Source organism: Streptomyces sp. CA-243310, from assembly GCF_050936775.1.
Taxonomy (GTDB): Bacteria; Actinomycetota; Actinomycetes; order Streptomycetales; family Streptomycetaceae; genus Streptomyces.
This window is the reverse complement of sequence record NZ_JBNJMF010000001.1, coordinates 1,270,085-1,292,202: the sequence shown is the minus strand read 5'-3', so window position 1 is coordinate 1,292,202 and position 22,118 is coordinate 1,270,085. Positions and strand designations below refer to the sequence as shown.

Here is a 22,118-nt window from a genome sequence, read left to right as displayed (position 1 = left end):
CTCAGCGCAGCTTGGGGTCGAGGGCGTCGCGCACCGCGTCGCCGAGCATGATGAAGGCGAGCACGGTGATGCTCAGCGCGCCGGCCGGATAGAGCAGCATGTGCGGGGCGTTGCGGATCTGGGAGGCGGCGTTGGAGATGTCGATCCCCCAGGAGACCGTCGGCGGTCGCAGGCCCACGCCGAGGAACGACAGGGTGGCCTCCAGGGCGATGTAGGTGCCCAGGGCGATGGTGGCGACGACGATGACGGGCGCGACGGCGTTGGGCGCCACGTGTCGCAACATCATCCGGCCGTTGCCGGCGCCGAGGGCGCGGGCGGCCTGTACGTAGTCGTTCTGTTTGGCGGTGATCACCGAGCCGCGGGCGATGCGGGCGATCTGCGGCCAGCCGAGCAGCACGATGAAGCCGACCACGGGCCAGACGGTGGTGCTGGTGACCACGGACAGGAAGACCAGGCCGCCGAGGACGACCGGGATGCCGAAGAAGATGTCCGCGACCCGGGAGAGCAGCGAGTCGCCCCACCCGCCGAAGAATCCGGCGAGCCCGCCGAGCAGGGAGCCGAGCAGGGCGGCACCGAAGGTGGCGCAGATGCCGACCGTGATGGAGGCGCGGGCGCCGTAGACGGTGCGGGTGTAGACGTCGCAGCCCTGGGTGTCGTAGCCGAAGGGGTGGCCGGGCGAGGCTCCCTGTTGGGACTTCGACAGCTCGCAGTGCAGCGGGTCGCCGCTCGCGATGAGTTGCGGCCAGATGGAGATGATCACGAGGAACAGGATCAGCAGCGAGGAGACGATGAAGACGGGGTTGCGACGCAGCTGGTACCAGGCGTCGGACCACAGGGAGCGGGCCTTCTCCCCCGGGCCGGAGGGTGCGTCGCCGAGTGGCTTCTCCAGGCTCTCGGCCTCCTCCAGCGCGAGATCCATGGGTCCGCCCTGTCCGGTCGGGGCGATGGCCTCCCCCTCTCCGGGTTGCAGCGGGTCGTAGGCGGGATGCTCCGGCTCAGGCATAACGGATCCTCGGGTCCAGGACCGCGTAGAGCAGGTCGACGAGCAGGTTCGCCAGGAGGAAGACGATGACGAGGATGGTCACGAAGCCGACCACCGTCGGGGAGTTGTTGCGCAGGATGCCCTGGTAGAGCTGGTAGCCGACGCCGTGGATGTTGAAGATCCGCTCGGTGACGATGGCGCCGCCCATGAGGGCGCCGATGTCGGTGCCGATGAAGGTGACCACCGGGATCAGCGAGTTGCGCAGCAGGTGCCGGGTGATGACCCGGCGGCGCGGCAGTCCCTTGGCGACGGCGGTGCGGACGTAGTCGGCCTTGACGTTCTCCGCGATGGAGGTGCGCGAGAGCCGGGTGACGTACGCGAGGGAGACCAGCGCGAGCACGATGCCGGGCAGGATCAGCTCCCCGAAGGCGACCTCACCGGAGACGGTGGGTCGGACCCAGCCCCATTTGACCCCGAAGAGGAACTGGAGCAGGTACCCCGTCACGAAGGTGGGCACCGAGATCACGACCAGGGTGAGCACCAGCACGGTGGTGTCGATGGTCCTGCCCCGACGCAGGCCGCTGATCACGCCGAGGGTGATCCCGACGATGACCTCGATGACGATGGCGACCAGGGTCAGGCGCAGGGTCACGGGGAAGGCGGACGCCATCAGCTCGGTGACCGGTTGGCCGTTGAAGGCGGTGCCGAAGTCGCCCTGGAAGATCTGACCCATGTAGTGCAGGTACTGCTTCCACAGGGGCTGGTCGAGGTAGAGGTCCTTGCGGATGCGCGCGGCGGTGGCGGGGTCGGGCGCCTTGTCGCCGAAGAGGGCGGCGACCGGGTCGCCCAGCGCGTACACCATGAAGAAGATCAGGAACGTGCTGCCGATGAACACGGGGATCATCTGGAGCAGCCGCCGGATCACGTAGCGTCCCAAGGAGTGCTCCGGGGTGTCGGTGGGCCCTCCGGCAGCGCGTGGGTGCCGGAGGGCGCGGGATCCGTGTGGGGGTCAGCTGACCTTGATCGCGTTGTAGACCGGGACGCTGAACTGGTTGAGGGCCACGTCGGAGATCCGCTCGGAGTGGCCGGCGCTGCCGTTCTGGTACCAGAGCGGGATGGACGGCATCTGCTCGGCGAGGATCTTCTCGGCGTCCTGGAAGGTGGCCGTGGCCTTCGCCCTGTCGCTCTCCTGGTTCGCCTGGTCGACGAGCTTGTCGAACTCCGGGTTGGAGAACTTCCCGTAGTTGGAGGAGGCGCCGGTGTAGTACAGCGGCTGCAGGAAGTTCTGGATGAGCGGGTAGTCGGCCTGCCAGCCCGAGCGGAAGGGGCCGGTGAGCTTGAAGGCGCTCTGCTGGTTGCGGAAGTCCGCGAAGGTGCCGACCGGGTTGACGGTGCAGACCGGGCCCTCGCCCAAGGCGTTGTTGACGCTGTTGCAGACGGCGTCCATCCAGTCGCGGTGCGAGCCGGTGTCCACGTTGGAGGTGAGCGTCATCTTGCCGCCGGGCAGGCCGCCGGCCTCCTGGATGAGCTTCTTGGCCTCGGTGGGGTTGAAGACGCAGGCGTCGCCGCAGAGGGTGGCATTGAAGCCGCCGTCCTTGCCGAGGGCCGGGGAGGTCCAGTCCTTGGCGGGGGTGCGGGTGTCGCGGAAGATCTGCTTGGTGATCTCGTCGCGGTTGATCGCCATCGAGATGCCGCGGCGGACCTTCTCCATGCCCTCCTTGCCCCACTGCGGGTCGTACAGCGGGAAGGTGAGGGTCTGGATGATCAGGGCGGGCTGGTTGATGTACCGGTCGCCGAGGTCGTTGGCGACGTTCTTCAGCTGCTGCGCCGGGATGTCGTCGACCAGGTCGAGGTTTCCGGAGATCAGGTCCGTGTAGGCGGTGTTGTTGTCGGTGTAGACCTTGAGGTCCACGCCGCCGTTCTGCGCCTTGTCCTCACCGGTGTACCCGTCCCACTTGCGCAGGTTCATCGCGGTGCCCTTGGTGTACGAGTCCACCGTGTAGGGGCCGTTGCCGATCGGCTTGGAGAGCCAGCCGGCGTGGTCGGTGAAGAAGGCCTTGGGCAGCGGGGAGAACGCCTGGTAGCCCAGGGTCTCGGGCCAGGTGGAGAACTTCGACTTCAGGGCGACCGTGAAGGTCTTGGGGTCCTTGACGACGAGTCCGGACATCGTCTTGGCCTTGGGCTCGCCGGAGGCCGGGTGCAGGTTCTCGTAGCCGACGATGTCGGAGAAGAACGGCGAGTTGTTCTGCTTGTTGCGCACGTCCGCCCCGTAGTTCCAGGCGTCGACGAAGGACTGCGCGGTGACCGGCTCGTCGTTGCTGAACTTCCAGCCGTCCTTCAGTGTGACGGTGAAGTTCTGACTGTCCGTCGTGTCGATCTTCTCCGCGACCATGTCGACGGCCGCGCCGGTCTTCGGGTCGTACCGCTTGAGGCCCCGGAAGATCATGTCGAGGACCTTGCCGCCCTGCACCTCGTTGGTGTTGGCGGGTTCCAGCGGATTCTGCGGGTCACCCCACGAGGAGCTGACGATCCCCGACTCGCCTCCGCCACCGTCGCTTCCGCCGCCGCCGCAGGCCGTCGCCGCGAGGGCGACGGCCATCGCACATGCGGCCCACTTGGCGTGGGTGGCTCCGCGCATGGAGTGCCTCCTAGGGATCCCAAGTCTCACTTAGGGGCCAATGTCACCCTATGAGGGGTCCCATACACCTCCGGTTGGACCGATTGCACCCTCGCGTCACCCGCCTGTCACCCCTGCGAGTGCAAAGGCAGCTCCCATGTGTCCACGGCGTAGTGCAGGCCCATTCCGTGCGCCTCGTACAGCGCCAGTGCGCCGCTCTCGTTGTGGGTGTCCACGCCCAGTCCCACGGTGTCCCGGCCGCGTTCCGCGTAGGCGGCGAAGGCGTGGCGCAGCAGGAATCCGCCGATGCCCCGGCCGCGGACGTCCCCGCGCACGCCGATGTGACTGATCCAGCCCATGCTGATGCGGTCGTCCCGGGTGAGCAGGACGGCCACGTCGCCGCGCTCCGGCAGGGCGGCGATCCAGACCAGGGACCAGTCGAGTCGGCGGGCGTCGAGGTGGTCGAGCCAGGGTTCGTACGCGCGCTCCACGTGCCCGTAGTGCGCCGCGAAGGTCTCCTCGACCAGGGCGTGGGCCCGGCGGGGGTCGGCCGCGTCGGTGGCGCAGTGACGCAGGGTCAGCCCGTCGGGGGGTTGCGGCGACCGGGCGCGGGCGGTGTCGAGCCGGCGGGTCATCACCTGGTACCGGCGCACGGAGCGGTAGCCGCGGCGGGTCAGCAGGCCCGTGTCGAGGGTGGGGTTCACGTTGAGCTGGAGCCGCAGTGAGGCGGCGCGGGTCGCGCCGGCCATCCTGCGGGCCCGGACCTCCATCAGCTCCAGGAGCCGTACGGCGGCCTCGGGGTCGCCGGGCAGCACGTAGTGGTCGCCGTCGACCCGCCCGGGCCCGGCGTCGGCCCAGACCAGCGCGTAGGCGACGAGCCGGCCGGCCCGGAAGGCGAGCCAGGAGTCCCTGGCCAGGTCGACGCCGGGGTGGTGCAGGTCGGCCTTGACCGTGCCGAGGTCCGTTTCCGGTCTGCCGATCTCGATGACGTCGACGGCGTTGAGCAGAGCGCAGATGTCGGACGCGTCCCCGGGCCCGGCGGGTCGGACGGTCAGCATGTCGGTCATCGGCCCACTGTCGGTGGCGGCGGGCCCCGAAGGCAACCGGCCTCCGTGCCCGCCCACGCGTCAGGGCGCCCGGTACCGGAAGGATCCGGTACCGGGCGCCCTGAAAAGACGTGCGTCCCGCGGGAGATCAGACGGCCAGGACGGCCTTCTCCTCCGCGAAGTGGCACGCCGACTCGTGCGCGGCCAGGGTGTCCAGTCCCTTGAAGCGCTCCGGGATCGCCAGCAGCGGCTCCTCGACGGAGCACTTCTCCTGGGCCTTCCAGCAGCGGGTGCGGAAGCGGCAGCCCGACGGCGGGTTGGCCGGGGACGGGACGTCACCGGTGAGGATGATCCGCTCGCGACCCTCGCGGGCGTCCGGGTCGGGGACCGGGACGGCCGACAGCAGCGCCTGGGTGTAGGGGTGCGTCGGGTGCTCGTAGATCTGGCCGTCGCTGCCGATCTCGGCCATCTTGCCGAGGTACATGACGCCCACGCGGTCCGAGATGTGCCGGACGATCGACAGGTCGTGCGCGATGAAGAGGTAGGACAGGTTGAACTCGTCCTGGAGTCGCTCCATCAGGTTGATGACCTGCGCCTGCACCGACACGTCGAGCGCGGAGACCGGCTCGTCGCAGATGATGATCTCCGGGTTGAGCGCGAGGCCGCGGGCGATGCCGATGCGCTGGCGCTGACCGCCGGAGAACTGGTGCGGGTAGCGGTTGATGTACTCCGGGTTGAGGCCCACGACGTCCAGGAGTTCCTGGACCTTGCGGCGCCGGTCGCCCTTCGGGGCCACCTCGGGGTGGATGTCGAAGGGTTCCCCGATGATGTCGCCGACCGTCATGCGCGGGTTCAGCGAGGTGTACGGGTCCTGGAACACCATCTGGATGTTGCGTCGGACGGCCTTCAGGGCGCGCCCGGACAGCTTGCTGATGTCCTGGCCCTTGTAGAAGACCTCGCCCGCGGTGGCCTTCTCCAGGTTCATCAGGAGCTTGGCGACGGTGGACTTGCCACAGCCGGACTCGCCGACGATGCCGAGGGTCTCGCCGCGGTAGAGGTCGAAGGAGACCCCGTCCACGGCCTTGACCGCTCCGACCTGCTTCTTGAACAGGATTCCCTGGGTCAGCGGGAAGTGCTTGACCAGGTTGCGCACCTGGAGGATCGGCTCGCGCTCGGGGGCGTTCTTGGTGAGCTCAGCCATGGATCTGCTCCTTCCAGAAGTGGCACGCGCTGCCGCGGCCGGGCAGTGCGGCGCCGTCCTGCTCGGTCACCTGCTGGAGCACCGGTACTTCGGTGCGGCAGATGTCCTGCGCCTTGGGGCAGCGCGGGTTGAAGGCGCAGCCCGAGGGGATGTTCAGCAGGTTGGGCGGGAGGCCCTTGATCGCGTAGAGCTCCTGGCCCTTCTGGTCCAGGCGCGGGATCGAGTCCAGCAGGCCTCGGGTGTACGGGTGCGCCGGGCGCTTGTAGATCTCGTGGACCGGGGCGTTCTCGACGATCCGACCGCCGTACATGACGGCGATCTTGTCCGCGACGTCGGCGACCACGCCGAGGTCGTGGGTGATCAGGATGAGGCCCATGTTCATCTCGCGCTGGAGTTCCGCGAGCAGGTCCATGACCTGGGCCTGGACCGTCACGTCGAGAGCCGTGGTGGGCTCGTCGGCGATGATCAGGTCGGGCTCCAGGGCCATCGCCATGGCGATCATGATGCGCTGGCGCATGCCGCCGGAGAACTGGTGCGGGTAGTCCCCCACGCGCGCCTTGGCGGCGGGGATCTTGACCCGGTCCATGAGCTCGACGGCCTTGGCCGTGGCGTCCTTCTTGGACATCCCGCGGTGGACGCGGAACATCTCGCCGAGCTGGGCGCCGACGGTGTGCACCGGGTTCAGCGAGGACAGCGCGTCCTGGAAGATCATGGCGATCTTCTGGCCGCGGACCTTGCGGAACTCCTCGGCGGGCAGCTTCAGCAGGTCGGTGCCCTGGAACAGGATCTCGCCGTGCGGGATCTTGCCCGGGGGCATGTCCAGGATGCCCATGATGGCCTGCGCCGTCACGGACTTGCCGGAGCCGGACTCGCCGAGGACGGCGAGGGTCTCGCCCGCGTTCACGGAGTACGAGACACCGTTCACGGCCTTGGCGACACCGTCGCGGGTGTGGAACTCGACGTGCAGGTCGCGCACTTCGAGAAGGGGGGTGCCCTCCGGCGCCGATCGGGGCGCGGGGACGTTCGAGGTCTTGTCGATGATGGTCAACGTACGCCCTTCCTCAGCGCAGCTTCGGGTCGAGGGCGTCGCGCACCGCGTCGCCGACCATGATGAACGCGAGCACGGTGATGCTCAGCGCCACGGCCGGGAAGAGGAGCACGTGAGGTGCCTGCAGCCAGCGCACGGAAGCGTCACTGACCATCAGGCCCCAGGAAATGCCGGGCGGCTGGACGCCGATGCCGAGGTAGGACAGCGCGGACTCGGCACCGATGTACACACCGAGGCTGATCGCGCCGACCACGATGACGGGGGCGACGGCGTTCGGCAGGATGTGCCGCATCGTGATGCGCATCGTGCCGGCGCCCAGCGCGCGGGCGGCGACGACGTAGTCGTTGTTCTTGTTCTGGAGCACCGACGAACGCATGATGCGGAAGATCTGCGGCCAACCGAGGGTGGCCAGCACGATGGAGACCGTCCAGGCGTTGCCCTTGCCGAGACCCGACATGATCAGCATGCCGCCGAGGAGCAGCGGGATGGCGAAGAAGATCTCGGTGAACCGGGACAGGACGCTGTCCAGGAGACCGCCGACCCAGCCGGCGATCAGACCGAGCGCGCCGCCGACGACGAGCACCAGGGTGGTGGTGACCACACCGACGATGATCGAGTTGCGGGCGGCCCAGATGGTACGGGTGTAGACGTCACAGCCCTGGACGTCGAAGCCGAACCAGTTGGCGCTGCTGGGCTTCTTCAGCGAGTCCGAGAGGTTGCACGCGGCGGCGTCGAAGGGGCTGCCGGACGTGAACCACTGGGGCACGGCGGCGAGCACGAGCAGGACGAGGACCAGCGCGCCACCGACCAGGAAGATCGGGTTGCGGCGCAGGTCCGAGACGGCGTCCGACCAGAGGCTGGCCTCGCGCTCCTTCTTCGTCTTCCTGCGGTCGTTCTTGGTGACCGGGCCGCTCGCTGAGGGGGCTTCGGCGGTCTGGGTGTCGGTCAACTCATCACCCACCGTAGTTGTGTCACGCATAGCGGATCCTCGGGTCGAGCACTGCGTAGAGCAGGTCCACGATCAGGTTGGCGACGAGGTACACGATGATCAGGAGCGAGACGACGCCCACGATCACGGTGCCCTCCTTGCGGTACACCGATTCGGCCAGCAGGCCGCCGATCCCGTGGATGTTGAAGATCTTCTCGGTGATGACCGCTCCGCCCATCAGGGCTCCGAGGTCGGCGCCGAGGAAGGTGACGATCGGGATGAGCGCGTTGCGCAGCGCGTGGTTGCCGACGACGCGGCGGCGCGGCAGGCCCTTCGCGGTCGCGGTGCGCACGTAGTCGGCGCGCATCGTCTCCATCATCGACGTACGGGTCAGTCGGGCCACGTACGCGAGCGAGGTCGAGGCGAGTACCAGCGCCGGGAGGAGGTAGGCGCGGATGCCGTCGTTCTCGTTGAAGGAGACGGAGAAGAAGTCGATGCCCCAGCTCTTCTTGAGCTGGACGCCCAGAGTCAGCTGGAGGATGAACCCGCTCACGAAGACCGGGATCGAGATCACGAGCAGCGTCGAGAGCAGCACGAGCTGGTCGAGGAACTTGCCCCGGCGCAGCGCGGCCATGATGCCGGCGAGCACGCCGACGACGGCCTCGATGAGGAACGCGATGATCGCGAGGTTCATCGTGTAGGGGAAGGCTTCGGTGATCTTGTCCCAGACGGAGCGCCCGGTGAGCGTCTCGCCGAAGTTGCCCTGGAACAGGTTGGTTATGTAGTTCCAGTACTGGGACAGGAACGAGTCGTTGAGGTGGTACTTCTCGCGAAGCATCGCCGCGACGATCGGGTCGGCCTTCTTCTCTCCGGCCAGTGCCTGGATCGGGTCACCGGGGAGCTTGAAAGCCAGCCAATAGATGAGGAACGTGGCACCGAGCAGTACAGGGATCGCCTGTACGAGTCGGCGGATGAGGTAGCGGCCCATCAGACCTCCAACGGAAGAGCAGGGGGAAAGGGCGGGCGGGCGGAAACCTGATTCCGCCTGCCCGCCCCCGCGATCCCCTTGGTGAAGAGGGGTGTCAGTTGAGTTCGACGTTCGCCAGGTCCATGCGGCCCTGGGCGTCGACCTCGACGTTCTTCACGGACTTGGAGTAGGCCGAAGAAGACATGTAGGTGAAGACGGGGATGTACGGAAGGTCGCGGATGATCATGTCATCGGCCTTCTGGTACAGCTTCAGACCCTCCGCGGGGTCCTTCGCCTCGTCCGCCTGCTTCATGACGGCCTCGAACTCTTCGTTCTTGTAGTGGCCGTAGTTGGAGCCGTTCTCGATCGCGACCTTCGAGAAGATCGGACGGAGGTAGTTCTCGGCCGCCGGGTAGTCCATGGACCACGCCATGCGGAACGCGCCCTTGTACTTCGAGGCGCCCAGGTCGTCCAGCATGTCGCCGAACTTGGCGTACGGCTTGGCGGTGACCTCGATGCCGAGGTTCTGCTTCAGCTGGTTCGCGACGGCCTCGATCCACTCCTTGTGGCCGCCGTCGGCGTTGTAGCCGAGCTCCATCTTGTTGCCCGGGATGCCGCCGGCCTTCTCGAAGATCTCCTTCGCCTTGGCCGGGTTGTACGTGCCGAACTCGCCGAGCGCGCCCTTGCGGTAGCCGGGGACGATCGGGCTGATGAAGTCGTCGGCCGGCTTGCGGGTGCCGTTGAAGATGCTCTTGCCGATGGCGTCCCGGTCGATGGCCATCGAGATCGCCTGGCGGATCTCGAGCTTGCCGAAGGTCTCGGGGTTCTGCTCGAGCGGCAGGCCGAGGTAGCCGACGCCGGACTCGGGCTTGTAGATGTAGCGCTCGCCGAACTCCTGGGAGACGGTGGCCATCGCCGAGATGGGGAGCTTGTCCAGGATCTGGATGTTGTCGGCGCGCAGGTCGTTGTACGCCGTGTCCAGGTTGTCGTAGATCTTGAAGGTGACGCCGGACAGCTTGGCGCGACCCTCGGCCGGGTACTTGTCGTACCGCTTGACCTTGATCTGCTTGTTGTGGTCCCAGACGCCGTCCATCTGGAAGGCACCGTTGCCGATGGGGGCCTCGCCGAACTTCTTCGGGTCGGCCTCGAAGGCCTTCGGCAGCGGGTAGAAGGCGTTGTAGCCCAGCATCGTCTTGAACTGGGAGAAGGACTCCTTCAGCGTGACGGTGAAGGTGTTCTCGCTGACGACCTTGAGGCCCTTGAGCTCCTTGGCCGTGGGCTTCTTGTCCTTGCCCGGGGCCAGCTCGTCGGAACCGTCGATCTTCGCGAAGAACGGCAGGCCCTCGGCGGCGTTGTCCTGGTTGGCACCCCAGTTCCAGGCGCGGACGAACGACTGGGCGTCGACCTTCTCGCCGTTGTGGAAGGTGTAGCCGTCCTTGATCTTGATCGTCCAGGTCTTCGAGTCCGTGGTCTCGATGGACTCGGCGACCGCGAGCTTCGGCTCGTTGGTCTTGTTGTCGTAGTTGACCAGACCGGTGAAGAGCGCGTGGAGGACCTCGGCACCTTCGGACTCGGCGGTGTTCTGACCGACCAGGCCGTGCTGCGGCTCACCAAGCTGAACGGTGATGTTGCCGCCACCCTCGCCTGCGTTGTCCTTGCTGGTGCTGCAAGCCGTGGCAGCCATCGCCACGATGACGGCACCCGCGACCCACTTGGCGCTCGTTGCTCCGCGCATGGGTAATTGCCTCCTCAGGAGTCACTGTCGATTCGTGAAGGACCCGGCTCGCTGACACCCCTGACAGCGAAATCCGGTCCCATCGTGTGTGCTCGTGAGTCGACGCTCCCCACAGCGTGTGACCCATTGACCCGAGCTCAATGGAGCCATCCTCGGGGACTGCCAGACCGTAAACCACACTTAAGTGGTCTCGTTTTCACAACATCAGCGCATGGCGAAAACCCGAAATCCGGACAAACGGATAGGAGACAGACACGTGCGAAACGGACGGTTAGCTCATCATCCGGAGTGTCACGGTCGGTATCCGGACACCAGAACGAAACAATCCGGTTGACAAACGCGAACGGCCCCGCCCCTCACGATGATCCGTGAGGGGCGGGGCCGTGCCACAGGACGGGTTTCGGCCGGCCGCGGAGCGGCGGCCGACAAGCCCTGTGTCTACGTGCCTACTTGCCGGACTTGGCGCGCGAAGCGGTGCGCGAGCGGTCCTTCTGGTCGAGGACGACCTTGCGGATGCGGACGGCCTCCGGGGTCACCTCGACGCACTCGTCGTCGCGGCAGAACTCCAGGGACTGCTCCAGGGAGAGCCTGCGGGGCGGCACCACGTTCTCGGTGTTGTCCGCGGAAGCCGCACGCATGTTGGTGAGCTTCTTCTCCTTGGTGATGTTCACGTCCATGTCGTCGGAACGCGAGTTCTCACCGACGATCATGCCCTCGTACACCTCGGTGCCGGGCTCGGTGAACAGGACACCGCGCTCCTGGAGGTTGATCATCGCGAACGGCGTCACGGAGCCGGCGCGGTCGGCGACCAGGGAACCGTTGTTACGGGTCACCAGCTGGCCGAACCACGGCTCGTGGCCCTCGTGGATCGAGTGGGCGATGCCGGTGCCGCGCGTGCCGGTCAGGAACTCCGTACGGAAGCCGATGAGGCCGCGCGACGGAACGACGAACTCCATGCGGACCCAACCGGAGCCGTGGTTCGACATGTTGTCCATGCGGCCCTTGCGGACGCCCATGAGCTGCGTGACCGCGCCCATGTGCTCCTCGGGGACGTCGACCGTCATGCGCTCGACCGGCTCGTGCACCTTGCCGTCGATCTCCTGCGTGACCACCTGCGGCTTGCCGATGGTCAGCTCGAAGCCCTCGCGGCGCATCTGCTCGACCAGGATGGCCAGCGCCAGCTCACCGCGGCCCTGGACCTCCCAGGCGTCGGGGCGCTCGGTGTCGAGGACGCGGAGCGAGACGTTGCCGATGAGCTCGCGGTCGAGGCGGTCCTTGACCTGGCGGGCGGTGACCTTGCGGTCCTTGACCGCGGACTTGGCGTCCGCGCCCTTGCCGCTGCCGCCGCGGCCGACCATCGGGGAGGTGTTCGTACCGATGGTCATGGAGATCGCCGGCTCGTCGACCGAGATCAGCGGGAGCGCGATCGGGTTCTCCGGGTCGGCGAGGGTCTCGCCGATCATGATGTCGGGGAAACCGGCGACGGCGCAGATGTCACCGGGGCCCGCCACCTCGGCCGGCTTGCGGGTGAGCGCCTCGGTCATCATCAGCTCGGTGATGCGGACGTTGGAGATCGTGCCGTCGCGCTTGATCCAGGCGACGGTCTGACCCTTGCGCAGCTCGCCCTGCTCGACGCGCACCAGGGCGATGCGGCCGAGGAAGTTGTCGGCGTCCAGGTTGGTGACGTGGGCCTGGAGGGGGGCCTCCTCGTCGAACACCGGGGCGGGGACGTGCTCCAGGATGGTGGAGAAGAACGGCTCCAGGCTGTCGCTGTCCGCGGGGACGGTGCCGTCCTCCGGCTTGGTCAGCGACGCGACGCCGTCACGGCCACAGGCGTAGACGATCGGGAACTCGATCTGCTCCTCGTCGGCGTCCAGGTCGAGGAAGAGGTCGTACGTCTCGTTGACGACCTCGTCGATCCGGGAGTCCGGACGGTCCGTCTTGTTGATGCAGAGGATGACCGGCAGCTTCTGCTGCAGGGCCTTGCGCAGCACGAAGCGGGTCTGGGGCAGCGGGCCCTCCGACGCGTCCACCAGCAGGACGACCGCGTCCACCATCGACAGACCGCGCTCGACCTCACCACCGAAGTCGGCGTGGCCGGGGGTGTCGATGATGTTGATCGTGATGGGCGCCCCGCCGTCCTTGGGGTGGTACTTCACCGCCGTGTTCTTGGCGAGGATCGTGATGCCCTTCTCACGCTCCAGGTCGTTCGAGTCCATCATGCGGTCGTCGAGGTGCTGGTGGGCGGCGAAGGCACCGGCCTGCTTGAGCATGGCATCGACGATGGTCGTCTTGCCATGGTCGACGTGGGCGACGATGGCGACGTTACGGATGTCGTGGCGCGTGGGCACTTCGGCGCTTCTCCCGGGATCGTGGATGGCGGCGCGTACGGTCCGGCACGCGAGCCTCGACCGGGCGGAAAACCTGCCACGGCCTTACCCCATCGTACGTCGGATGGCGGGAACCGGCTGCCGGGGGGTCTGTCAAGAGGCCGGACGACTGAGCGGGACCGAGGATGAGGTGGGGTGTCTCGGTCGCGCCCGACGCCTGTGTCCACTGGGAATTCACGCAGGTCCACAAGGTGTTCTACAGGGTGTTCACGCGGGTCAACGGGTATCGACGACCTTGCCCGCCGGGTGTCCGGCGGGCAAGGGACTTGAGTCACTTCTGAGCTTGTGACCCGTGGGTCAACCTGCCGAACCCCCCTTTGTCACCACTTCTTCTCCCCGCGTCCTACTTCTTCTTCTCGTCGCCCTTGGCCGGGGCGGCCTTCTTCCAGCCGATGTCCTGGAAGCGGGGGGCGCCGAGGCCGAAGGCGCCCGCGTTCACCAGGTTCGGTTTGACGGCGACCAGCTCGGGGCGCTGGTAGAGCGGGACGGACCCGGCCGCGGCCCAGATCCGGGCGTCGGCCTTGCGCATCAGCTCGCGGGACTGGTCCTCGTCCAGTTCGCCGACCGCCTGGTCGAAGAGCTGGTCGATGTGGTCCGTGCCGACCCGGGTGTAGTTCTGTTCGACGAGGAGGGATCCGTCGGCGGCGGGTTCCGGCTTCGCGAAGATGGGCCGGGCGTCGGTGGCCGGGTAGGCCGTCGCCGGCCAGGAGTACAGGGCCAGGTCGTACTGGCCCGAGGCGATGTGGTCCTTGAAGAAGCTCTCGTCCGCCACCTTGGTCAGCTCGGTGTTCACGCCGAGCTTGCGCAGCATCTGCGAGATCCGCTCGCCGACCGCCCGCAGGGCCTCCGAGCCGGGGCCGGAGGGGAGGACGAAGCGCAGGGTGAGCGGCTTGCCGTCCTTGGCGAGCACGCTGCCCGAGGTGTGGGCCTGCTTGGCCGGGGCCGGGCTGGCCTTGCCGGGCTCCTTGTCGTCCTCGCTCTCCTCTCCGTCGAGGGTCGGGCCGCGCTTCCCGTCGTCCTGCGCCTGGTCCTCGGTACCGGCCTCCTCCTGGGCCCGTGCCTGGGCCTGCGCCTGATCGAGCAGGGTCTCCTCCTGCGCCGCCGCGAACGGGGCCGGGGCCAGCACCGGGGAGAGCCGGCCCGTACGGGCGTCGGGTGCGTCCGCGTCGACGACCCCGCCGTGCGGCAACCGGCCCTCGGGCAGGCCCTCCTCGTGTTCGCCGTCGGCGTCCTCGTGGTCGCCGGGCGCGCGCGCCGGCGCCTTGGCGTCGCCGGCCTTCCCGTCGTCCTGGCCGACGATGTAGAGGCCGTCGTTGCCGGTGCCCGGGCCCGAGGGGGTCTTGCCGTCGTCCTGCCCGGGGGTCGTCTTGTCGCTCTCGGGGCCGGCCTTGGTGCCCAGGGGCGCGGTGAGCTTGCCGTCCTGGCGCCATCCGGCGTCGGCGAGCAGGGCCTGGGCGGCCCGGGTGTCCTGGCCGCCGAGCGCGTCGCTGTTGTCGGCGTACGCGCGCTGCCCGGCGAGCGCCAGGTGGCTGCCCACCGGCTTCGCGGGCAGGCCGAGCGGCTTCAGTACGATCTCGGCCAGTGCCTTGCGGTCCAGGGCGCGGGCCACGGCCCGTCGGACCCGCTCGTCGGCGAGGGGGCCGGAGGAGCCGTTCATCGCGAGCTGCGTGTAGGCGGGCTCCAGCGACTTGCGGACGGTGAAGGTGCGCAGGGCCACCTGCTCGTCCGCGTACTTCCGCACCGCCTCCGCGTCCTTGCGGCGCGTCTCCTGTTCGGCGGCGGCCTTGCTCTCGTCCTGCCCGTACGCCACCGCCCAGGACTGGGTCGCCTGGGCGGCCGTCACGGAGGTGCCGGGGCCGTGCGCGCCCTTGGCGCCCGAGGCGCGGCCCCCGTCGCGCAGGGCGAGGGCGATCCGGTCGGCGCCGGCGCGGTCGATCTCCGCCATGTCGAGGCGGCCGGCGGCCAGGGCGGCCGGGCGTTCGGCGCGGGGCACGGCGGTGAGGACCAGCGTGTCCAGCTTGGCGGGGCGCCCCCACCAGCGGGCGTTGCGGGTGAGCGCCACCGTGCCGGCCTTCTTGTCGACGGCCCCGAGGTTGAAGGGTCCGGCGGTCACCTTGAGGGCGCCGCGGGCGCCTTCGTTGAAGGCCTCGGGGGTGCCCGTGACCTGCTTCGGGTAGAGCGGGCTGAAGAGGGAGCGCCAGTCGGCGTAGGGCTTGGCGAAGGTGACCTTGACCTCCAGGTCGGTCTTGCCCCGCTCGATCTTCTCGATGCGCTCGTAGCCGGCGTTGCGGGCGGTCCAGTACGCCGAGTCCTTGCCGTTCAGGGCCCTCCACTGGGCCACGAAGTCGGCGGCACCGATCTCGCGGCCGTCGCTCCACACCGCCTGCTGGTTCAGCTTGTACAGCACGACCTGCTTGGGCTCGCGCTCCGTGACCTCGGCCTTCTCCAGGTAGTCCGGGTTGACCACCGGTCGTCCCTTGGCGTCCATGACGAACAGCTGGGGCAGTACCGCCCCGGCGATCCGGCCGGTGGCTGCGTCGGCGTCGGCCTGGAAGGTGTTCAGGGTGTTCGGGAGGTTGTCCACGGCCCAGCGCAGGACACCACCGTCGACGACCCGGTCGCGGGTGGTCGTCGCGATGTCCTGGCCCGCGGCGGCCGGGCCGCCGTCGTCCTCACCCGCGCCGCAGCCCGCGAGCAGCGGCAGTGCGAGGACTCCCGAGGTCAGGAGCGCCAAGGACCTGCGCCTTCTCTGGGTCATGGGTGGTACCTCCGGGGCGGGGCGTGGGGGTGCGTGAGCAGGGGGGACTTGATCACGTTCGGCGGTATATGGAGCTGATCACACTGGGTGCCGAGGCCCACTGAAATCCACGGCCCCCCGGGTCTCCCGCACCACACCCCCGCCACGCCGCGAACCCCACCCGTGCGGACCAATCGCCCCGGCGCGACGGGCGCGCGTTCCCTCGGAGGGGGACGGGGCGGGGGTGCGGGGGCGCACGGATCAAGCCCTCGCGCCCGCAATCGGTGCACGTCCCTTCACAACCGGGGACGGGAGGGGCGACACTCTCAGGCGCCCGTGAGCACGGCCACCGCACCTGCGGAAGTGAGGGCAAGTCATGTCCCTGCACGATGATTTGACCGCCGTACGACGCGATCTCGACGAGCTCGTCCGCAAGGTCGAGCGGCTGGAGCGCACGGCGGGGCGTCCGGATCCGGGTCGCCGGCCCGCGGCCCCCGACCCGTCCCGGATGGTGACCATCCCGGACGCGCCGTACGACAGCACGCTGTGGACGGACACCGACGACGAGGGTCTCGGTGCCCGCGACCGCCGGGCCCCCTGACCGACCCGGTACCGCACCACCCCGGTGCTTTCCCCGCCGCACGCGCGTCCCGCACCACCCGCGTACCACCGGCGCACGCCGTGGCGACGATCATTCCCCCATCACTCCACCCGGAGTCCCCCTTGGCCACAGGCACGGAACCATCCCGACAGCGGACCGGCGGGGTCCACGGGCCCTCCAGGGCTTCGATCGCCGCCCGACATCTGCGGACCGACCGGTGGTGGCTGTCGCCCGCCGGCACCGCGGCGGGACTGCTCGCCTTCATCGTCTACTCGACCTGGCGGGCCTTCTCGAACGCCGACTACTACGCTGCCCCGTACGTCTCGCCCTTCTACTCCCCCTGTCTGGCGGAGAACTGCGCGACGATGCGCGGCGGCCCCAACGCGGACCTCTTCGGCAGTTGGTGGGGCCTGTCCCCCGCCCTGCTGATCCTGATCTTCCCGCTCGGCTTCCGGCTGACGTGTTACTACTACCGCAAGGCCTACTACCGGGGCTTCTGGGCCTCGCCGCCCGCCTGCGCCGTCGCCGAGCCGCACGCGACGTACACCGGTGAGACCCGCTTCCCGCTGATCTTCCAGAACGTGCACCGGTACTTCTTCTACGCGGCGGTGCCGGTCGCGGGGATCCTCACCTACGACACCGTGCTGACCTTCCGCGACGACCGTTACGAGTGGGGCCACATGGGCCTCGGGACGCTGTTGTTCCTGGTCAACATCGTGCTGATCTGGGCCTACACCCTGTCGTGCCACTCCTGCCGGCACATCATGGGCGGCCGTCTGAAGCACTTCTCCAAGCACCCGGTGCGCTACCGCCTCTGGGGGTGGGTGAGCCGGCTCAACACCCGTCACATGCAGCTCGCGTGGGCCTCGCTGATCAGCGTCGCCGCGTGCGATTTCTACGTCTACCTGGTCGCCGGCGGCGCCTTCACCGACCCGAGGATCTTCTGACATGGCTCAAGTCGACCGACAGCAGTGGGACGTGGTCGTGGTCGGTGCGGGCGGCGCCGGGCTGCGGGCCGCGATCGAGGCCCGCGAACGGGGCGCCCGTACGGCCGTGATCTGCAAGTCCCTCTTCGGCAAGGCCCACACGGTGATGGCGGAGGGCGGGATCGCCGCCTCGATGGGCAACGTGAACGAGGGCGACAACTGGCAGGTGCACTTCCGTGACACCCTGCGCGGCGGCAAGTTCCTCAACCAGTGGCGGATGGCCGAACTGCACGCGAAGGAAGCACCGGACCGGGTCTGGGAGTTGGAGACCTGGGGCGCGTTGTTCGACCGGACGCCCGACGGGAGGATCTCCCAGCGCAACTTCGGCGGTCACGAGTACCCGCGCCTCGCCCACGTCGGCGACCGTACCGGCCTGGAGTTGATCCGCACCCTCCAGCAGAAGATCGTCCAGCTCCAGCAGGAGGACTTCAAGGAGTTCGGCGACCACGAGGCCCGGCTCAAGGTCTTCCAGGAGTGCACGGTCACCCGCGTGTTGAAGGATCGCAGTGCGAAGGACGGCGGGAAGGTCTCGGGGACCTTCTGCTACGAGCGCGAGAGCGGACGCTTCTTCGTCCTGGAGGCGTCGGCCGTGGTGCTGGCCACGGGCGGGATCGGGAAGTCCTTCAAGACCACCTCGAACTCCTGGGAGTACACGGGCGACGGTCACGCGCTGGCCCTCCTCGCGGGCGCGCCGCTGCTGAACATGGAGTTCGTGCAGTTCCACCCGACCGGCATGGTCTGGCCGCCCTCGGTGAAGGGGATCCTCGTCACCGAGTCGGTGCGCGGCGACGGCGGGGTGCTGCGCAACAGCGAGGGCAAGCGGTTCATGTTCGACTACGTCCCGGACGTCTTCAAGGAGAAGTACGCGGAGTCCGCGGCGGAGGGCGACCGCTGGTACGAGGACCCGGACCACAACCGGCGCCCGCCGGAGCTGCTGCCGCGCGACGAGGTGGCACGGGCCATCAACTCCGAGGTCAAGGCGGGTCGCGGCTCCCCGCACGGCGGGGTGTTCCTGGACGTGTCCACGCGGATGCCCGCCGAGCGGATCAGGCGGCGGCTGCCGTCGATGTACCACCAGTTCAAGGAGCTGGCGGACGTGGACATCACGGCCGAGGCGATGGAGGTCGGCCCGACCTGTCACTACGTGATGGGCGGCATCGCGGTGGAGTCCGACACCGCGGCCACTCTGGGGGTGCCGGGGCTGTTCGCCGCCGGCGAGGTCGCGGGCGGCATGCACGGTTCGAACCGGCTGGGCGGCAACTCCCTGTCCGACCTGCTGGTCTTCGGCCGGCGGGCCGGGCTGCACGCGGCGGCGCACGCCGCGGCGACCGCCGACCGCCCGGCCGTCTCCCAGGCGGAGATCGACGCGGCGGCGCGGGAGGCGCTGGCCCCGTTCCACGCCGCAGAGGGCGCGGAGAACCCGTACACGCTCCACCAGGAGCTCCAGACGACCATGAACGACCTGGTCGGGATCATCCGCCGGGCCGGCGAGATGGCCGAGGCCCTGGAGCGGCTCGCGGGTCTGCGGGAGCGGGCGGCCCGTGCCGGGGTCGAGGGCCACCGGCAGTTCAACCCGGGCTGGCACCTGGCACTGGACCTGCGGAACATGCTGCTGGTCAGCGAGTGCGTGGCCCGGGCGGCCCTGGAGCGCACCGAGAGCCGCGGCGGGCACACCCGCGAGGACTGCCCGTCGATGGAGCGGGACTGGCGGCCGGTGAACCTGCTGTGCCGGCCGGTGGAGCCGGCTCCCGCCGATCCCGCTGCCGATCGGATCGAGCTGACGCGGGTCCGCACCGAACCCATCCGTCCCGACCTGCTCGCCCTGTTCGAGAAGGACGAGCTGGTCAAGTACCTCGCCGAAGAGGAGCTCTACGAGTGACTGACTACGACGCCCACTTCCGGATCTGGCGGGGCGACGCGGAGGGCGGGGAGCTGCGGGACTTCACCGTCGAGGTGCACGAGGGGGAGGTGGTCCTGGACATCGTGCACCGGCTCCAGGCCACGCAGGCGTCCGACCTCGCGGTCCGCTGGAACTGCAAGGCGGGCAAGTGCGGCTCGTGCAGCGCGGAGGTCAACGGCCGGCCGCGGCTGATGTGCATGACCCGCATGTCCGTCTTCGACCGCGAGGAGACGATCACGGTCACCCCGCTGCGGGCCTTCCCGGTGATCCGGGACCTGGTCACGGACGTGTCCTTCAACTACGAGAAGGCGCGCGAGGTGCCGGCCTTCGTGCCGCCGGAGGGGGTGCCCCCCGGCGCGTACCGGATGCGGCAGGTGGACGTGGAGCGCTCGCAGGAGTTCCGCAAGTGCATCGAGTGCTTCCTGTGCCAGGACACCTGTCACGTGGTGCGCGACCACGAGGAGAACAAGACCTCCTTCGCCGGTCCGCGCTTCCTCATGCGGGTGGCGGAGCTGGACATGCACCCGTTGGACGCCGCCGCCGAGGCGGGTCTGGACCGCAAGCGCACGGCCCAGGAGGAGCACGGGTTGGGCTACTGCAACATCACCAAGTGCTGTACGGAGGTCTGCCCCGAGGGCATCAAGATCACGGACAATGCCCTGATCCCGCTGAAGGAACGCGTGGTGGACCGCTCCTACGATCCGCTGGTCTGGCTCGGGAACAAGATCGGCCGGCGTTCGAGCCGGTAGCGGTCGCGTGCGTGCGACCCGGTGATCACTCCGGGTGCGGGGGCGGGAAACCGCCCATACGCTCCGAAATGTGACTCCGCCGAAGAGACGCACCCACGCCGGGCCGGCAGTACGGGCCGCACTCGCGCTCTGCGCCGCGCTGCTGGCGGTCGGCGGGTGGGGGGTGTCGTCGGCGCCGCCCGCCCGCGCCGACGATCCGGTGACCCTGTCCAGGCAGGGGCAGATCACCGACCGGGTCGGGGCGCTGGGCGATCGTGAGCCGGCCGTCGTGTCCGCGTTGGACGAGCTGTACGCCGACCGCAGGATCCAGCTCTTCGTCACGTACGTGCGCGACTTCTCCGGGCGTTCCCCGCAGAGCTGGGCGGACGCCACGGCGCAGAAGAACGGCCTCGGTCAGAACGACGTCCTGTTGGCCGTGGCGACCGGGGACCGGCAGTACGCCTACTCGGCCGACGTGGACTCCGGCTTCACCGAACAGCAGTTGGCCTCCGTCGCGCGGACCGCCATCGAGCCCGCCCTGCGGGAGAACGACTGGGCGGGCGCCGCGATCGGCGCGGCCAACGGGTACAACGCCGTCCTGGGCGGCCTGCCCGTGCCCGTGCCCACGCTCACCCCCGGCGAGGCCGATCCGGGTGGGTCCGCGAGCGGCGAGAACGGCGCCGGGGACTTCGTCCTGCCGGTGGTCGTCGTCGGCGCGGCGGGCGCGCTCGGCGCGTACGCGTACAGCCGTCGCAGGCGCGGCAAGGGCGCCGGCGCGGGGCGCGGGACGACGACCGGGCCGGGCTGGGGCGGTCAGGGCGGCGCGGCGGCTCCCCTCGCCCTGCCGGAACTCGACGCGCGGGCGAAGACGCTGCTCGTGGAGACCGACGACGCGGTGCGCACCAGCACCGAGGAACTCGGTTTCGCCTCGGCGCAGTTCGGCGAGGAGGCCGTGGGAGCCTTCACCGGGGCCGTCGAGTACGCCAAGGGCGAGCTGACGCACGCCTTCCGGCTGCGCCAGCAGTTGGACGACGCCTACCCGGAGGACGACGCGACCCGCCGCCGGATGCTGGACGAGATCGTGGCCCGCTGCACGGAGGCGAGCCGGCGGCTCGACGCCGAGACGGCCGACTTCGACCGGTTGCGGGACCTGGAGAAGAACGCCCCGCAGGCGTTGGAGACCGTCGAGGCGCACTTCCGCGCGCTGACCGGCCGCACGACCACGGCCGTGGCCACCCTGACGGCGCTGACGGGTCGGTACGCGGACTCCGCGGCCGCCCCGGTCGCCTCCAACCCGGAACAGGCCAAGGACCGGCTGCTGTTCGCGACGACCAGTCTCGGCGAGGCGCGGGCCGCGATCGACGCCGGCGACAACGGCAGGGCGGCCGTCCACGTCCGGGCCGCCGAGAGTGCCGTCGACCAGGCGGCGACCCTGGTGGACGCGGTGGAGCGGCGGGCGCGGGAGCTGGCGGAGGCGGCCGGGAAACTGCCCGTGGCGCTGGGCGAGACCGACACGGACCTCGCGGACGCCCGCGGTCTGCTGACCGGCACCGCGCAGGGGACCTCGACGGCGGACCTGCGCGGGCGGATCGGCCGCGCCGAGTCGGTCCTGGCGGACGTACGGCGGGAGCAGGCGGCCGGCCGGTACGACCCGATCGACGCGTTGCGCCGGGTCGAGGAGGCCGACGCGGCCCTCGACGAGGCCCTCGCGGGGGCCCGTGAACGGGAGAGCGGCCGGCAGCGTGCGGCGGGGCTGCTGGACCAGGCGCTGCTGTCGGCCCGCAGCGCGATCGGCGCGGCGGCGGACTACGTCACCACCAGTCGGGGCGCGGTCGGCAGCCAGGCCCGGACCAGGCTGGCGGAGGCGCAGCGCCACCTGGAGCGTTCCCTCGCGCTGACCGGCACGGATCCGGCGGGCGCGCTGGCGGAGGCCCAGCAGGCGGACTCGCTCGCGCGGCAGGCCCAGCAGCTGGCCGAACAGGACGTACGGGCCTACCAGGACCCGTACGGCGGGGCCGGTCGGCCGCGGCAGGGCGGCATGGGCGGCGCGGTGCTCGGCGGGATCATCCTCGGCGAGATCCTCGGCGGCGGCCGGAACCGGGGCGGAGGCTTCGGGGGTGGCTTCGGGGGCGGGGGCGGCGGGGGTTCCTTCGGCGGGGGCGGCGGCCGCGGGCCGGGCTCCTTCGGCGGCGGCGGCACCCGCGGCCGCATGGGCGGCGGCGGCCGCTTCTGACGTCATCCCACCTCTACCC

At 69.4% G+C, this 22,118-nt stretch carries 16 protein-coding genes; 5 read left to right on the top strand and 11 right to left on the bottom strand.

Annotation, left to right across the window (positions count from 1 at the left end):
- Position 1: 1 nt before the first annotated feature.
- The 11 genes from ACQEVM_RS06155 to ACQEVM_RS06105 all read right to left on the bottom strand — a co-directional run bounded on the left by ACQEVM_RS06155 (position 2) and on the right by ACQEVM_RS06105 (position 15,672).
- Positions 2-1,003: an ABC transporter permease gene (locus ACQEVM_RS06155; protein WP_433075860.1), complete on the bottom strand. Its 1,002-nt coding sequence runs from the start codon at positions 1,001-1,003 to the stop codon at positions 2-4.
- The gene (locus ACQEVM_RS06150) at positions 996-1,919 is read right to left on the bottom strand and encodes an ABC transporter permease (RefSeq protein ID WP_433075858.1); all 924 of its coding nucleotides are present in this window, start codon (positions 1,917-1,919) and stop codon (positions 996-998) included. The genes ACQEVM_RS06155 and ACQEVM_RS06150 overlap by 8 nt, the downstream gene beginning before the upstream one ends.
- A gap of 72 nt (positions 1,920-1,991) precedes the next feature.
- Positions 1,992-3,620 (bottom strand): peptide ABC transporter substrate-binding protein, encoded by a 1,629-nt coding sequence (locus ACQEVM_RS06145; protein WP_433075856.1) that lies wholly within the window; start codon positions 3,618-3,620, stop codon positions 1,992-1,994.
- A 107-nt stretch (positions 3,621-3,727) separates the two neighbouring features.
- Positions 3,728-4,666: a GNAT family N-acetyltransferase gene (locus tag ACQEVM_RS06140; protein ID WP_433075854.1), complete on the bottom strand. Its 939-nt coding sequence runs from the start codon at positions 4,664-4,666 to the stop codon at positions 3,728-3,730.
- 127 nt (positions 4,667-4,793) lie between these two features.
- Positions 4,794-5,846, bottom strand: a complete 1,053-nt coding sequence (locus ACQEVM_RS06135; RefSeq protein ID WP_433075852.1) for an ABC transporter ATP-binding protein — start codon at positions 5,844-5,846, stop codon at positions 4,794-4,796.
- Positions 5,839-6,894, bottom strand: coding sequence for an ABC transporter ATP-binding protein (locus ACQEVM_RS06130; protein WP_433075850.1), 1,056 nt, complete (start codon positions 6,892-6,894; stop codon positions 5,839-5,841). The genes ACQEVM_RS06135 and ACQEVM_RS06130 overlap by 8 nt, the downstream gene beginning before the upstream one ends.
- A 13-nt stretch (positions 6,895-6,907) precedes the next feature.
- The gene (locus tag ACQEVM_RS06125) at positions 6,908-7,873 is read right to left on the bottom strand and encodes an ABC transporter permease (protein WP_433075848.1); all 966 of its coding nucleotides are present in this window, start codon (positions 7,871-7,873) and stop codon (positions 6,908-6,910) included.
- Positions 7,866-8,810: an ABC transporter permease gene (locus ACQEVM_RS06120; RefSeq protein WP_266949638.1), complete on the bottom strand. Its 945-nt coding sequence runs from the start codon at positions 8,808-8,810 to the stop codon at positions 7,866-7,868. The genes ACQEVM_RS06125 and ACQEVM_RS06120 overlap by 8 nt, the downstream gene beginning before the upstream one ends.
- Positions 8,811-8,904: 94 nt before the next feature.
- Positions 8,905-10,524, bottom strand: coding sequence for a peptide ABC transporter substrate-binding protein (locus ACQEVM_RS06115; protein WP_433075845.1), 1,620 nt, complete (start codon positions 10,522-10,524; stop codon positions 8,905-8,907).
- 446 nt (positions 10,525-10,970) lie between these two features.
- On the bottom strand, positions 10,971-12,875 hold the full coding sequence (gene typA / locus ACQEVM_RS06110; protein WP_433075843.1) for a translational GTPase TypA: 1,905 nt from the start codon (positions 12,873-12,875) through the stop codon (positions 10,971-10,973).
- 382 nt (positions 12,876-13,257) lie between these two features.
- Positions 13,258-15,672, bottom strand: a complete 2,415-nt coding sequence (locus ACQEVM_RS06105; RefSeq protein WP_433075841.1) for an ABC transporter family substrate-binding protein — start codon at positions 15,670-15,672, stop codon at positions 13,258-13,260.
- A 355-nt stretch (positions 15,673-16,027) separates the two neighbouring features.
- On the opposite strand from ACQEVM_RS06105, the gene ACQEVM_RS06100 reads away from it, so the two are divergent.
- From ACQEVM_RS06100 to ACQEVM_RS06080, 5 genes are all read left to right on the top strand, one after another.
- On the top strand, positions 16,028-16,252 hold the full coding sequence (locus ACQEVM_RS06100; protein WP_433075839.1) for a hypothetical protein: 225 nt from the start codon (positions 16,028-16,030) through the stop codon (positions 16,250-16,252).
- Between the two features lie 122 nt (positions 16,253-16,374).
- The gene (locus tag ACQEVM_RS06095) at positions 16,375-17,199 is read left to right on the top strand and encodes a hypothetical protein (protein ID WP_389386083.1); all 825 of its coding nucleotides are present in this window, start codon (positions 16,375-16,377) and stop codon (positions 17,197-17,199) included.
- 1 nt (position 17,200) lies between these two features.
- Entirely contained in the window at positions 17,201-19,117 is a 1,917-nt protein-coding gene (locus tag ACQEVM_RS06090) for a fumarate reductase/succinate dehydrogenase flavoprotein subunit (RefSeq protein WP_433075837.1), read from the top strand.
- On the top strand, positions 19,114-19,887 hold the full coding sequence (locus ACQEVM_RS06085) for a succinate dehydrogenase/fumarate reductase iron-sulfur subunit (protein WP_433075835.1): 774 nt from the start codon (positions 19,114-19,116) through the stop codon (positions 19,885-19,887). The genes ACQEVM_RS06090 and ACQEVM_RS06085 overlap by 4 nt, the downstream gene beginning before the upstream one ends.
- A 70-nt stretch (positions 19,888-19,957) precedes the next feature.
- Positions 19,958-22,099 (top strand): TPM domain-containing protein, encoded by a 2,142-nt coding sequence (locus tag ACQEVM_RS06080; RefSeq protein ID WP_433075833.1) that lies wholly within the window; start codon positions 19,958-19,960, stop codon positions 22,097-22,099.
- Positions 22,100-22,118: the final 19 nt, after the last annotated feature.

What these genes read in the sequence shown, in the direction of transcription:
- ACQEVM_RS06100 (WP_433075839.1), top strand. Translation starts at nt 16,028, where the DNA reads ATGTCCCTGCACGATGATTTGACCGCCGTACGACGCGATCTCGACGAG.
- ACQEVM_RS06155 (WP_433075860.1), bottom strand. Translation starts at nt 1,003, where the DNA reads ATGCCTGAGCCGGAGCATCCCGCCTACGACCCGCTGCAACCCGGAGAG.
- ACQEVM_RS06135 (WP_433075852.1), bottom strand. Translation starts at nt 5,846, where the DNA reads ATGGCTGAGCTCACCAAGAACGCCCCCGAGCGCGAGCCGATCCTCCAG.
- ACQEVM_RS06120 (WP_266949638.1), bottom strand. Translation starts at nt 8,810, where the DNA reads ATGGGCCGCTACCTCATCCGCCGACTCGTACAGGCGATCCCTGTACTG.
- ACQEVM_RS06125 (WP_433075848.1), bottom strand. Translation starts at nt 7,873, where the DNA reads ATGCGTGACACAACTACGGTGGGTGATGAGTTGACCGACACCCAGACC.
- ACQEVM_RS06145 (WP_433075856.1), bottom strand. Translation starts at nt 3,620, where the DNA reads ATGCGCGGAGCCACCCACGCCAAGTGGGCCGCATGTGCGATGGCCGTC.
- ACQEVM_RS06115 (WP_433075845.1), bottom strand. Translation starts at nt 10,524, where the DNA reads ATGCGCGGAGCAACGAGCGCCAAGTGGGTCGCGGGTGCCGTCATCGTG.
- ACQEVM_RS06105 (WP_433075841.1), bottom strand. Translation starts at nt 15,672, where the DNA reads ATGACCCAGAGAAGGCGCAGGTCCTTGGCGCTCCTGACCTCGGGAGTC.
- ACQEVM_RS06140 (WP_433075854.1), bottom strand. Translation starts at nt 4,666, where the DNA reads ATGACCGACATGCTGACCGTCCGACCCGCCGGGCCCGGGGACGCGTCC.
- ACQEVM_RS06090 (WP_433075837.1), top strand. Translation starts at nt 17,201, where the DNA reads ATGGCTCAAGTCGACCGACAGCAGTGGGACGTGGTCGTGGTCGGTGCG.